This window comes from Pseudomonas sp. RC10-4-2 (genome assembly GCF_050433085.1).
Classification (GTDB): Bacteria; Pseudomonadota; Gammaproteobacteria; order Pseudomonadales; family Pseudomonadaceae; genus Pseudomonas; species Pseudomonas aeruginosa.
Genome location: NZ_JBNPXX010000002.1, coordinates 862,484 through 874,744 on the forward strand (window position 1 = coordinate 862,484; position 12,261 = coordinate 874,744).

At 68.3% G+C, this 12,261-nt stretch carries 14 protein-coding genes; 5 read left to right on the forward strand and 9 right to left on the reverse strand.

Annotated features, from left to right (window positions below):
• Nucleotides 1–24 precede the first annotated feature (24 nt).
• Nucleotides 25–840 (reverse strand): DUF4824 family protein, encoded by an 816-nt coding sequence (locus FHW81_RS11890; RefSeq protein WP_033980533.1) that lies wholly within the window; start codon nucleotides 838–840, stop codon nucleotides 25–27.
• Complete coding sequence (locus tag FHW81_RS11895) at nucleotides 837–1,913, reverse strand: DUF2157 domain-containing protein (RefSeq protein ID WP_033980535.1); 1,077 nt, start codon at nucleotides 1,911–1,913, stop codon at nucleotides 837–839. Before FHW81_RS11895 ends, FHW81_RS11890 begins: the two co-directional genes overlap by 4 nt.
• A gap of 233 nt (nucleotides 1,914–2,146) precedes the next feature.
• Here FHW81_RS11895 and FHW81_RS11900 point away from each other — a divergent pair, with 233 nt between their 5' ends.
• From FHW81_RS11900 to FHW81_RS11915, 4 genes are all read left to right on the forward strand, one after another.
• Nucleotides 2,147–2,326 carry a hypothetical protein gene (locus FHW81_RS11900; RefSeq protein ID WP_003098355.1) on the forward strand — a complete coding sequence of 60 codons (180 nt, stop codon included), beginning with the start codon at nucleotides 2,147–2,149 and terminating at the stop codon, nucleotides 2,324–2,326.
• 95 nt (nucleotides 2,327–2,421) lie between these two features.
• On the forward strand, nucleotides 2,422–2,877 hold the full coding sequence (locus FHW81_RS11905) for a hypothetical protein (RefSeq protein WP_023518355.1): 456 nt from the start codon (nucleotides 2,422–2,424) through the stop codon (nucleotides 2,875–2,877).
• A 118-nt stretch (nucleotides 2,878–2,995) separates the two neighbouring features.
• A complete protein-coding gene (locus tag FHW81_RS11910; RefSeq protein ID WP_023118254.1) occupies nucleotides 2,996–3,241 on the forward strand; it encodes a DUF1145 domain-containing protein in 246 nt (81 codons plus the stop codon).
• 122 nt (nucleotides 3,242–3,363) lie between these two features.
• On the forward strand, nucleotides 3,364–3,552 hold the full coding sequence (locus FHW81_RS11915) for a hypothetical protein (protein ID WP_010793847.1): 189 nt from the start codon (nucleotides 3,364–3,366) through the stop codon (nucleotides 3,550–3,552).
• Nucleotides 3,553–3,555: 3 nt separating this feature from the next.
• Here FHW81_RS11915 and FHW81_RS11920 read toward each other — a convergent pair whose 3' ends face one another.
• Nucleotides 3,556–4,470, reverse strand: a complete 915-nt coding sequence (locus FHW81_RS11920; RefSeq protein WP_060774276.1) for a LysR family transcriptional regulator — start codon at nucleotides 4,468–4,470, stop codon at nucleotides 3,556–3,558.
• 102 nt (nucleotides 4,471–4,572) lie between these two features.
• Here FHW81_RS11920 and FHW81_RS11925 point away from each other — a divergent pair, with 102 nt between their 5' ends.
• Nucleotides 4,573–6,549 (forward strand): alkyl/aryl-sulfatase, encoded by a 1,977-nt coding sequence (locus FHW81_RS11925; RefSeq protein WP_003159576.1) that lies wholly within the window; start codon nucleotides 4,573–4,575, stop codon nucleotides 6,547–6,549.
• Nucleotides 6,550–6,583: 34 nt separating this feature from the next.
• On the opposite strand, the gene FHW81_RS11930 is transcribed toward FHW81_RS11925, so the two are convergent.
• From FHW81_RS11930 to FHW81_RS11955, 6 genes are all read right to left on the reverse strand, one after another.
• A complete protein-coding gene (locus tag FHW81_RS11930) occupies nucleotides 6,584–7,225 on the reverse strand; it encodes an NAD(P)-dependent oxidoreductase (protein ID WP_004353077.1) in 642 nt (213 codons plus the stop codon).
• A 115-nt stretch (nucleotides 7,226–7,340) separates the two neighbouring features.
• Nucleotides 7,341–7,985 carry a potassium channel family protein gene (locus tag FHW81_RS11935; protein ID WP_023122256.1) on the reverse strand — a complete coding sequence of 215 codons (645 nt, stop codon included), beginning with the start codon at nucleotides 7,983–7,985 and terminating at the stop codon, nucleotides 7,341–7,343.
• A gap of 56 nt (nucleotides 7,986–8,041) precedes the next feature.
• Complete coding sequence (gene mmsB, locus FHW81_RS11940) at nucleotides 8,042–8,938, reverse strand: 3-hydroxyisobutyrate dehydrogenase (RefSeq protein ID WP_003454697.1); 897 nt, start codon at nucleotides 8,936–8,938, stop codon at nucleotides 8,042–8,044.
• Nucleotides 8,939–9,049: 111 nt separating this feature from the next.
• A complete protein-coding gene (locus FHW81_RS11945; RefSeq protein WP_023122255.1) occupies nucleotides 9,050–10,153 on the reverse strand; it encodes an enoyl-CoA hydratase/isomerase family protein in 1,104 nt (367 codons plus the stop codon).
• 58 nt (nucleotides 10,154–10,211) lie between these two features.
• Nucleotides 10,212–11,030 carry an enoyl-CoA hydratase gene (locus tag FHW81_RS11950; RefSeq protein ID WP_003085498.1) on the reverse strand — a complete coding sequence of 273 codons (819 nt, stop codon included), beginning with the start codon at nucleotides 11,028–11,030 and terminating at the stop codon, nucleotides 10,212–10,214.
• 65 nt (nucleotides 11,031–11,095) lie between these two features.
• Nucleotides 11,096–12,259 (reverse strand): isobutyryl-CoA dehydrogenase, encoded by a 1,164-nt coding sequence (locus FHW81_RS11955; RefSeq protein ID WP_009875969.1) that lies wholly within the window; start codon nucleotides 12,257–12,259, stop codon nucleotides 11,096–11,098.
• Nucleotides 12,260–12,261 lie beyond the last annotated feature (2 nt).

The following is a 12,261-nucleotide window of genomic DNA, read 5'->3' on the forward strand; positions in this document are numbered from 1 at the left end:
GCATCGTGCGCCAGGCGGGGCGTTTCAGCGGCGAACGGCGTTGGTGATCCAGGGCTCCAGGCGCTGGCCGAAGCTGAGGTGCAGTTCCAGCGGCGCTAGCCGGTAGTTTTGTTCGTCGACCTTGGCGAATACCGCGTGCCATTGTCGTGGCACGTTGATCGCGGCGAGGTCGGTACGGCTGATGTAGCCGCCGACCAGCGTCCTGCCTTCGTCGACCGCGGACCAGGGACGCACCCGGCCCTTGACGATGGCGTAGCGCTGGCGCTCGGGGTAGCGCTGGCGCAGGGCGGCCAGGTCGAGGCCGGCGTCGACGATGAACAGTCGGCTGGCCTCTCCCTGCTCATGCTTCAGTTGGTGGCGAGCGGCTTCCATCTGGCTGGACAGCATTTCGTCCTTGGGCAGGGCCTTGCTGCGGGCGCTGGCCTCGGCCAGGCGCTCCTCGGCCAGGCGTACTTCGCGGCGATAGGCCGGGCCGTCGAGCTCCAGGACCAGTAGCACCTGTTTTTCCTGTTGGCGGCGGTAGCGCCGTACGCTCTCTTCGTCGAGCGCGTCCGGGATGCTGAAACCGAGGGCGCGCATCTGCTCGGGCGGCAGCGGGGGAGCGAGGTCACTGGGCGGCTCGCTGCTCGGCGAGCGAAGCTCCAGGCGCAGTTCGACGCCACTGTTCTCTTCGCTCCAGAAACCGTAGGACCAGTTGCGCTGGAGCTCGCGCTGGCTGAGCACCAGCTTGCTTTCGGCCTCGCCGGACCGGTTCCAGGCGACGCCACCGAGGGCGGCCAGGTTCGCCGCCAGCAGCAGGAGGCTGCCGGCGATCAGGGCGTTGCGACGGTTGCGATTCATGCGTCAGTCCTCGCGGCGATGCCCAGGGGCGTGCGCAGGCGGCGCAGGACCAGCAGGATCAGCAGGGCGCTGAGGCCGAGCACCAGGAAGAACAGGTACTTCGGCATCGCTTCCCACCACCAGTCGAAGAACTTGGTGTAGAGGAAGATGACGAAGAAGGTGATCCCGGTATTGCTCACGTCCGCCCAGTTGCGTCGCGCGCCGAGCCAGATCACAAGGGCGGCGGCGACGAAGCCGGCGACCTGGTAGAGCCCCTCGATGAGCGCCGACGGTAACGCCAGGTAGCTGCCTGAGCCCCAGTTGGCCAGCACCAGCATCGGCAGGAACAGGCCGAGCAGGGCGAACACCCGGTAGATCACGGCGAAGCCGCTGAAGTTGCGCTGATCGAAGCACAGCGGCACGGCGAAGATCAGCGCGGCGGCGGGGAAGAAGTTCTCCGGTCGCTCGCCTACGCTCAGCCAGTAGCCGCCGCCCCAGGTGCCGACGCGCGCGGCGATGAAACCCATCACGCAGAGGATCGCCGCCGCCAGCAGCAGTCGGGCGTTGCACAGGTAGGCCAGGAGCAGGGCGTAGAGCGCCCAGGGCACCAGGGCCAGGTCGCTGGGGGTGACGTTGAATATCTGCCCGAGCATGGTCAGGTCGAGGACGAAGCAGGCGAACGCGACCATCGCCGCCAGCTTGCTGAAGTAGCCAGAGGCGTCCTTGGCCTGGACCCAGAGCGTGGCGAAGAACGCGACGAAGGCGCTGCCGACCAGGATCGCCACCTGGGCGACGGTGGGGAACAGGCCCCAGAAGCGATAGAACAGCAGGAACACGCTGGCGGCGAAGGCCAGGGCGCCGAAGAACGAGGCCACCCGCATGCCCAGCGAAAGTTGCTGGCTGCGCAGGTCGTGGTCGATGTCGAAACGGTCGCGGTAGCTGTCCAGCAGGGCCAGGTGATAGTCGGCGAGTTGCCGGGCCTGGGCCGGTTCGAGGCGGAACGCCTGCTCCTGGTCGAGGCGTTGCAGCTCGCGCTGGAACACCAGGATGTCGTTGGCGCGCTGCTGTGCCTGGGCGCGGTCGATGGGTTGCATGCATGCTCCTTGAGCGGTTCCGGCGGGGCCGGCAGTCCTTGGTCCGCGCACTCTACCGAGAAACGCCGGCTGCGGTCACGTTCTGGAGCCCCGTGTCGTTGGTCGGATTCAGGGAATTTCCGTTTTTTCCTTCGGTCTCTAATTGCAGCCGGGTTGCAACCGCCGCAACCGGCTTCCCGCTCCATCGGGATCTTGTCCAGGCGTGGTTCGGCTGCGTTCTGCGATGAAGGAGAATGCTGATGGTCATGCGATTGTTCGGGCTGCTACTGGCGGCCTTCCTGATGAGCGGTTGCAGCGTTCGGGTGCCGGGCGCCTACGTCGAACTGGATCCGTTCGACGATGGCTACTACGGCTACGATCGCGGCGGCCCGCCCCATTGTCCTCCCGGCCACGCCAAGAAAGGCTGGTGCTGAGCCCACTTCCATTTCCCGAGTCTTCACGTCGTATGCGCGCCTCGCGGCGTCGCCGGTCGTCCGGCCGGTCGGCAGCGGGGCCGCAGGAGGCTGCCATGTGGCGCACATTCCTGAGAGTCCCGCTTCTTCTGCTTCTCGCCAGCCTGGGTGGCTGCGCGGTGTATGACTACGACTACGATGACGGCGATTGGCGCCACTATCGCGGCCAGCCCTACGGCTACGCCTACGAAGTGCCGCGCTATCGCGTGTATGACGATGGCTGGCGCAGCGAACGGCGCTACTACTCGACGCGCTACTACGACCAACGCTACTACCCGGCGCCACGCCGCTACGATGGCCACCGCGACTACCGGCGCGAGCAATATCGCTACCAGCAGCGCTACCACGAATCGCGCCCGGCCCATCGTGGCGAGCGGCATCCGGGCAACTGGCAGCGCGGCGGCCAGCCGCAATGGCGCGGGCATTCTCCGCAACGCTGGCAGCAACACGGTGGGCAGGATCGTCCGCGGCACCGGGGCCAGCAGGGCGGGGTGCCTCGCTGGCGCAACTGAGGTGCGCAAGCAAAGACGGCGCCTGCGGGCGCCGTCGTGCTTTCCAGTCGAAAGTGCGGACCCTCTTGGCGCATTTGCTCGGCACACTCTGCCGATACCGAAACGAGGAGGTTCCCCCATGAGTCATTTTCTGTCGTTCGCCAAGGGCGCCCTGGCGATGTTCTGGCTCGTCGCGCTGGTCAACCTGGCCTACCCGCTGGGCGAGTTGCATCGACCGATCCTGCTGTTGTCCGGCGTGCTGGTGCTGGTCCATGCCGCCGAGATCCTGCTGCTCAACGGGCGTCTCAAGGCGCGCCCGGCACCTTGGCTGGAGCGCCTCCAGGTGCTGCTGTTCGGCGTCCTGCACCTGCGTGGCCTCGGCTGATTTACCCAGGCTTTACTCTCGCCGCGGGCACCGCCCGCGCGCCGCGCAGTCCGATGTGCAGGTTCCGGAACAGGCAATCCTCCCGCATCCGCAGGAGAGGCCGGAACCGCACAGGAGGCGCCATGCGTCGTTTGCTTTCCCTGCTGATCCTCGTCCTGCCGCTGTCGGCCTGCGTGGTCTACGACCGCAACGACCACCGGCATCGTCCCGACTACCGCTACGAGCGCTATCACGACCGTGACCGTGACAACCGCGGGCGCGACTGGAACCGTACCTGGCAGGAGCGCCGCGACGACGCTCGCTGGCGCTGAGCCTCAGGTGGCGGCGAAGCGCCGGTCCTGTTCCAGCACCCGCTCGACGAACACTGCCGCGGCCGGCGACAGGCTGCGGCCGGCGCGGCTGACCAGACCGTAGGCGGAGCCCTTGGCGCGGGCGGGCTCGGAGCCGGCGGGCCAGGGCAGCAGCGCCAGGCGGCCGGCCTCGACGTCGGCGGCAACCACGTCCCAGGGCGCCAGGCTGATCAGCTCGCTGGAGCCGACCAGGCCCTTGAGCATCAGCACGTCGTCGCACTGTATGCCGAGCGGTTCTTCGCGTTGCAGCAGGCGCGCCAGGTCGCCGCGGACTTCCGCGGGCAGGCGCGGGCCGGCCAGCGGGTAGTCGGCCAGTTGCTCGGCGCTCGGCCTCACCAGACCCAGCAGCGGATGGCCGGGGCGGCAGAAGAGTACGCCGGGATACTCGCGTAGCGGGTGGATGCGCAACTGCGGATCGCCTTGCAGCTCGCGGATATCGGCGACGAAGAGTTCGACGGCGTCATCCAGCAGGCGCTGGCGTAGGGTCTGCCAGTCTTCGATGAGCAGTACGACGCGCACGCGTGGGTGGGCGCTGGAGAAACCGGCCAGTGCCTCGGGCAACAGCCGTGCGGCGGGGAAGGGACCGCCGCCCAGGCGTAGCTCGCCGCTGTCGAGATTGGCCAACTGGCTCACCGCGTTGTGCAGTGCGCGATGCCCGGCCAGCAGGCGCCGAGCGTGTTCCAGCACCAGCCGGCCGTGGGCCGTGAGGGCCACGCCGCGGCTGCCGCGCTCCACCAGGGTGCAACCCAACTGTCCCTCCAGCGCCTGGATGCTGCGTGACAGCGCCGGCTGGCTGAGATTCACCGCTTCGGCGGCGCGGGCATAGTGGCCGTGCTCGGCGAGGGCGACGAAGTGGCGGAACTGGCGTAGATCGCTCATGCGGACTCCGCATCGAATGTGGACCTGGAATGCATTGGAATTATTGCCGTGCCGCTCGGCATAGTGCCAGCCGAAGCCCACAACAATAAAACGGAGTATCCGATGAGCCGTCTGCTTGCACTCCTGGCGCTCGCCCCGCTGCTCGCCGGCGCCGCCGAAACCACCGCGCCCAAACCGCCCAGTGCCTTCACCGTCGAGGCCCAGCGGCGGGTCGAAGCGGAATTGCCCTTCGCCGACCGCGCCGACTTCGAGCGCGCCGACCGCGGCCTGATCCGGCGCCCGGAGCGGTTACTCATCCGCAACCCCGACGGCAGCGTCGCCTGGCAGCTCGGTGGCTACGACTTCCTCCTCGACGGCAAGCCTCGCGACAGCATCAATCCCAGCCTGCAACGCCAGGCCCTGCTCAATCTCAAGTACGGCTTGTTCGAGGTTGCCGAGGGTATCTACCAGGTGCGCGGCTTCGACCTGGCCAACATCACCTTCATCCGCGGCGACAGCGGCTGGATCGTGGTCGACACCCTGACCACCCCGGCCACCGCCAGGGCGGCCTACGAACTGGTCAGCCGCGAGCTGGGCGAGAGGCCGATCCGTACGGTGATCTACAGCCACGCCCACGCCGATCACTTTGGCGGCGTGCGCGGTCTGGTAGAGCCACAGCAGGTCGCCAGCGGCGCGGTGCAGATCATCGCTCCGGCCGGCTTCATGGAGGCGGCGATCAAGGAGAACGTCCTGGCCGGCAACGCCATGATGCGCCGCGCCACCTACCAGTACGGCACGCAACTGCCCAAGGGGCCGCAGGGGCAGGTCGACATGGCCATCGGCAAGGGATTGGCGCGCGGACCGCTGAGCCTGCTGGCGCCGACCCGCCTGATCGAAGGCGAGGGCGAGGACCTGGTGCTGGACGGCGTGCCGTTCACCTTCCAGAACACGCCGGGTACCGAATCGCCGGCGGAGATGAACATCTGGCTGCCGCGGCAGAAGGCCCTGCTGATGGCCGAAAACGTGGTCGGCACCCTGCACAACCTGTACACCCTGCGCGGCGCCGAGGTACGTGATGCGCTGGGCTGGAGCAAGTACATCAACCAGGCGCTGCATCGTTTCGGCAGGCAGGCCGAGGTGATGTTCGCAGTGCACAACTGGCCGCGCTGGGGCAACGCGGAGATCGTCGAGGTGCTGGAGAAGCAGCGTGACCTGTACGGCTTCCTGCACGACCAGACCCTGCACCTGGCCAACCAGGGCGTGACCATCGGCCAGGTGCACAACCGCCTGCGCCTGCCGCCCAGCCTCGACCAGGAATGGTACGACCGCGGCTACCACGGCTCGGTCAGCCATAACGCACGGGCCGTGCTGAACCGCTACCTGGGCTACTACGACGGCAACCCGGCGAGCCTCGACCCGCTCAGCCCGGAGGACTCGGCGGGCCGCTACGTGGAATACATGGGCGGCGCCGAGCGCCTGCTGGAGCAAGCGCGGGCGTCGTACGCCAGGGGCGAGTACCGCTGGGTGGTCGAGGTGGTCAACAGGCTGGTCTTCGCCGAGCCGGATAACCGGGCCGCGCGCGAGCTGCAGGCCGACGCCCTGGAGCAGCTCGGCTACCAGGCGGAGAACGCCGGCTGGCGCAACAGCTACCTCAGCGCCGCCTACGAACTGCGCCACGGCGTACCGCGCGACCAGCCGACGATGAAGGCCGGCAGCGCCGATGCCCTGGCGGCGATGGACACCGGCCTGCTGTTCGACTATCTCGGCGTGCGCCTGGACGCCGGCGCTGCGGAGGGCAAGGCGCTGAGCATCAACCTGCGCCTGCCGGACATCGGTGAGAACTACCTGCTGGAACTGAAGAACTCGCACCTGAACAACCTGCGCGGCGTGCAGAGCGAGGACGCCGGGCAGACCGTGAGCATCGACCGCGCCGATCTCAACCGGCTACTGCTCAAAGAGGTATCGGCGGTACGCCTGGTCTTCGAGGGCAAGCTGAAGAGTTCCGGCAATCCGCTGTTGCTGGGGCAACTGTTCGGCATGCTCGGCGACTTCGACTTCTGGTTCGATATCGTCACGCCGGCGGCGAAGTCCGAAGGCTGACGACGAAGGCGCCCGAGAGGGGCGCCTGGTCTTTTCAGTAGGCCACGGTGAAGCGCTGGCGATGATGACGGGGCTGCTCGGCCTCGTCGAGCATGGCTACCGCCAGGTCTTCCAGGGAAATCCGGCTCTCGCCCTTGGCGTCGAACAGAACCTGGTCGCCGCCGAGGCGGAACTTGCCGCTGCGCTGGCCGGGTTCGAGGAGCATCGCCGGGCTGAGGAACACCCAGTCCAGTCGTTGCTCGCCGCGCAGTTGGTCGAGGGCGTCGGCGGCGCCGAGGGCGCCCTGCTTCCACTGCTCGGGGAATTCCGGGCTGTCCACCAGGCGCTGGCCGGGGGCGATCTCCAGGCTCCCGGCGCCGCCGAGAACCAGCAGGCGCGGCACGCCGGAGCGTTTCACGCCGTCGAGAATGGCCTGGCTGCCGGCGGCGTGGCGGGCGCGGAGGTCGGCGCTACCCCAGCCGCCGTTGAAAGCGCTGATGACCACCTCGTGGCCTGCCACGGCGCTGGCCACCTGGGCCGGGTCGCTGACGTCCGCCTGCGCTACGCAGAGGCCGTCGCGCGCCGCCAGCTTGCTCGGGTCGCGGACCAGGGCGGTCACCGCGTGGCCGCGTTGCAGGGCTTCGTTGAGGAAATAGTGGCCGACGTGGCCGGTGGCGCCGATCAGGGCGATTTTCATGCTGCACCTTCCGTTCGAGAAATGCCGCAGAGCGGCGTCGATCAGCATCATCCGCCCTGCGCTCGCCGGGATAAACCGCTGCGCGGGGGATACACTCATTAGCCCAGCTTAATAATCAGACCTTCTCGCTGTCGCTCATCAGGGTCAGGCTGCGGGCCACGGCGAGGGCGATGAACAGGACCCCGATCACTCCTTCGCTGCCGGCCAGCAGGCGCGCCAGCGGGTTGATCGCCTGGATGTCGCCGTAGCCCACGGTGGTCAGGGTCACCAGGCTGTAGTAGACGAAGGTATCCAGGCCGAGTGCGCCATGGCTGGCGATGAAGCTGGCCGGCTGCATCTGTTCGACCATGTAGTAGGCGAGAGCGAAGGCCAGCGCCATCTGCAGGTAGAGTGCGCAGAGTCCGTAGAGCAACTCGTGGGTCACCGGGCGCTCCTGGGTGACGCGGCGGAACAGCGCGGCGAACAGGGTCAGGTACAGCAGGATCAGGCTCAGCCCGCGCAGCAGGCCGGGCGGCAGGCTGGAGTAGGGACTGCTGAAGTCCGCAGTGGTGTACAGGGCCAGGCTGAACAGGCCGAAGAAGGCCGTCAGGTAGACCAGCGGACTGCGTCTGCGCAAGGTGTTCATCCCGGCCAGCACCAGCAGCAGGAGGCTGCCGAGCACCCGTGGCTTGGTGCTCGACGGCAGGCCGAGGATCGCCGTGAACAGCACGGTGGAAAAGAACAGCAGGCGGAAACGGTAACGCAGCAGCAGGGCGTTCAAGGCGGGCTCCTCACATTGTCGAATCGACCAGCCTGGGCGCGGACCCGCCTGCCTGTCTATTGGCCTTGGGTCGGATCGAACAATTTCTGCACCACGGAAAAGTCCCGCTCCGCATAGCCCTGCTTCAGCAGCAGACGGTACAGGCTCAGCGCCAGGCTGCCCATCGGCGTGCTGCTGGCGCTGGCCTGGGCGGCTTCCTGGGCCAGCCCGAGGTCCTTGGCCATCAACTGGGCCATGAAGCCGCCGCTGTAGTCGCGCGACGCCGGAGCGTTCTCCATAACCCCCGGCCAGGGGTTGTAGACTTCCAGCGCCCAGTTGCCACCGGAGCTGCGGCGCATGATCTCGGCCAGCACCTTCGCGTCGAGGCCGTTGGCCACGCCCAGGGCCATGGCTTCTGCGGTACCGATCATCAGCACCGCGAGGAGCTGGTTGTTGCACACCTTGGCCACCTGGCCGGCGCCGTCGGGGCCGGCATGGAAGATGTTGCGACCCATGGCCTCGAACAGCGGCCGGGCCTTCTCCAGGGCTTCGGCGTCGCCGCCGACCATGAAGGTCAGGGTGCCGGCTGCCGCGCCGGCAGTGCCGCCGGACACCGGCGCGTCGAGCATCGCCAGGCCGCGCTCGCGGGCGGCGGCGTGGACCTTGCGCGCCGAGGTCGGGGCGATGGTCGAGCATTCCAGCACCAGGGTGCCGGGGGCGATGTGCGCGAGCAGGCCATCGTCGTCGAGGTACAGGCCTTCGACGTGCTGGCTGGCCGGCAGCATGCTGATGACCACGTCGGCGCCCTGCACCGCGTCGCGGGCGCTGCGGGCGGCGCTGGCGCCGGCGGCGACCAGGCCGTCGACGGCGCTCTGCACCAGGTCGAAGACGTTCAGCAGGTAGCCGGCCTTGAGCAGGTTGGTGGCCATCGGCGCGCCCATGTGGCCGAGGCCGATGAAGGCGATCTGTTTCATGGAGCTCCTCCTGTGGCGGCCGCGAGGCCTCTTGGGGATGCTGTGAAACAGCTTAGACGCTATGGACGTGGCGGGCCCGCGCCCTCCTTCGGCAGAGGGCGGCGCGGCGGATCAGAGCCCCGCCAGCGGATGCTCGCCCTCCCAGGTCGGCTCGAAGTGCGCCTCGATCACCGCCTGCGGGATCGATTCCACCTGCGGCCAATGCCAGTTCGGTGCGTTGTCGCGATCGATCAGCCTTGCGCGTACCCCCTCGGCGAAGTCCGGATGGCGCGTGCAGTTCAGGCTCATGGCGTATTCCAGGCGGAACACCTCGGCCAGCGACAGGTAGCGCGCCCGCTGGATCTGCTGCCAGACCAGATGCGCGGTCATCGGGCAGCCCTCGGCCAGGGTCTTCGCGCCACGCGCAAGCAGCGGGTCGGCGTCGTCGCGCAGCGCCACCAGCGCCTGCCAGGCGCTCGCCAGGTCCGGCTGGTCGAGCAGTGCGTCCAGGCGCGGCCGGCGCGGGAGCAACTGGGCCTCCGGCAGTTCGCCGCGGGCCTCGTGTTCGAGGGCGCGAAGCAGGCTGTGAAGTTGCACTTGGGGCGACTCGTTCCAGTTCATCTGCACCAGGCCGGCGACCAGGGCGTCCTGCTGGTCGTCGAGAAGGAAGCGGTCGGCCAGGTCGAGGTCGAGAGCGTCGCGGGCGTTCATCTGCGCCGCGCTCAGGCCGAGGAACAGGCCGAGCCTGCCGGGCAGGCGGGCGAGGAACCAGCTGGCGCCGACGTCTGGGTACAGGCCGATGCCGATCTCCGGCATCGCCAGGCGGCTGGACGGGGTGACGATGCGAATCCCGGCACCCTGCATCAGCCCCATGCCGCCACCCATCACATAGCCGTGGGCCCAGCAGATGAAGGGTTTCGGGTAGGTATGGATGCGGTAGTCGAGGCGGTATTCATCGGCGAAGAAGCGTCGCGCCAGGGCCGGTACCTCGCCGGGTTGCTCGCGGCAGGCGTCCACTAGCTTGCGCACGTCGCCGCCGGCGCAAAAGGCCTTGGCGCCGTTGCCGCGCAACAGCACGCAGGCGATGCCGGCGTCCTCGGCCCAGGCGTCGAGTTTCGCCGCCAGGGCCTCGATCATCGGCAGGGACAGGGCGTTCAGACTCTTTTCCGCATCCAGGGTGGCAATGCCGATGCGGAAGCCATGCAGGCTCGGGCGTTCTTCGAAAAGCACGTTCATGTCGGGGCTCTCGGCTCGGGCGGGCTGTGGCGCAGCCCGCCGGGTTCGATGGGAAGGCTCAGCAGTTGCGCCACTTGGGATCGCGCTTCTCGAGGAAGGCGTTGACCCCTTCGCGGGTGTCCTGGGCGTCGAACAGATCGACGAAGCGCTCGCGCTCCTCCGGCAGCCAGGTGTTCGGCGCGCGTTCGCGGGCACCCTGGATCAGCGGCTTGATGGTGCGAATCGCCACCGGGCTCTGGCGTGCCACCTTGGCCGCCAGCAGCAGGGCGGCGCCGCGCGCCTCGCCGCTGTCCACCACCTGTTCGACCAGGCCGATGCGCAGGGCGGTTTCCGCATCCACCCGCTCGTTGCAGAGGATCATCCGCTTGGCCCAGCCTTCGCCCACCAGCCAGGGCAGCGCCTGGGTCCCGCCGGCGCAGGGCAGCAGGCCCACCGCGGCCTCCGGCAGGGCCATCTGCGCCTGGCGCTCGGCGATGCGGATGTCGCAGGCGAGGGCGCACTCCAGCCCGCCGCCCATGGCGTAGCCGTTGATCGCCGCGATCGACACCCCGCGGAAATCGCGCAGCGCCTCGAAGGCTTCGCCGAAGCGGCGGGCCATCTCGCGAGCGCGGGCCTTGTCGCCGTCGGCGAACATGTTCAGGTCGGCGCCGGCGGAGAAGAACTTCGGCCCCTGGCCGGTCACTACCAGGGCGTAGATATCGTCGTCGCGGTTGAGGTGCTCGATCAGTTGGCGCAGGCCGATCAGCGAGTCGCGGTCCCAGGTGTTGGCCGGCGGGTGGTTGATGGTGATCAGCGCGGTGTGCCCGTGCTTTTCCACGGTGAGCTTGTGGGTCAGGTCGAAGGAGGAAGCCTTGTAGGGTTCGACGGCAGTGTTCATGAAGTCCCTCACTGGATCATGGGCCGGGGCGTCCCGGCACTATCGGATGCGATGGTTTGCGGCGTTCACAGCAGGCGATCGAGCATGCCGCCCTGCTCCAGCAGGCGGCGGGCGGCGATCACCCGCATGATTTCGTTGGTGCCTTCGAGGATCTGGTGCACGCGGGTGTCGCGTACCCAGCGCTCCAGCGGATAATCGTTGAGATAGCCGTAGCCGCCGTGCAGTTGCAAGGCCTCGTTGCAGACATCGAAGCAGCGGTCGGTGGCGAAGCGCTTGGCCATTGCGCAGTACAGGGTCGCCTCGGCGTCGCCGCGGTCCAGCCGATGGGCGCCGAGGCGGACCATCTGGCGGCTGGCGGTGAGTTCGGTGAGCATGTCGGCGAGCTTGAACTGCAAGGCCTGGAAGGTCGCCAGCGGCTTGCCGAACTGCTCGCGCTCCTCGACGTAGCGCATCGACTGCTCCAGCGCCGCCTGGGCGGCGCCCAGGGAACAACTGGCGATGTTCAGGCGGCCGCCGTCGAGGCCTTTCATGGCATAGACGAAGCCCTGGCCCTCCGGGCCGATGCGGTTGCCGGCGGGGATGCGCACGCCTTCGAAGGTGATGGTGCGGGTCGGCTGCGCGCGCCAGCCCATCTTGTCCTCGTTGCGGCCGTAGCGGATGCCGGGCGCGTCGGCCGGTACCAGGAAGCAGGAGATGCCCCTGGCGCCGTCCTCGCCGGTGCGCGCCATAACGATCAGCACCTGGGTGCTGCCGGCGCCGGAAATGAAGCACTTGCTGCCGTCCAGCACGTATTCGTCGCCCTCGCGGCGGGCGCGGGTGCGCAGGCGCGCGGCGTCGGAGCCGGCATCGGGCTCGGTCAGGCAATAGGAGGCGAGCGACTCGCCGCCGATCAGGCCGGGCAGCCAGGCCTCCTTCAGCGCCGCGTCGCCGAACGAGGCGAGCATCCAGGCGGCCATGTTGTGGATGCTGATGTAGGCGGTAGTGGCCACGCAGCCGGCGGCCAGTTGCTCGAAGATCAGCGAAGTGGACAGCCGCGACAGGCCCAGGCCGCCGTCTTCCTCGGCGATGTACAGGCCGAGGTAGCCCTGTTCGGCGGCGGCGCGGATGACTTCCACCGGGAAGTGATGGTCGCGGTCCCAGTCGGCCGCCTTCGGCGCCAGTTCGTGGCGGGCGAAGGCGCGGGCGCTCTCCACCAGCAGGCGTTGTTCTTCGGTGAGGTCGAAATCCATAG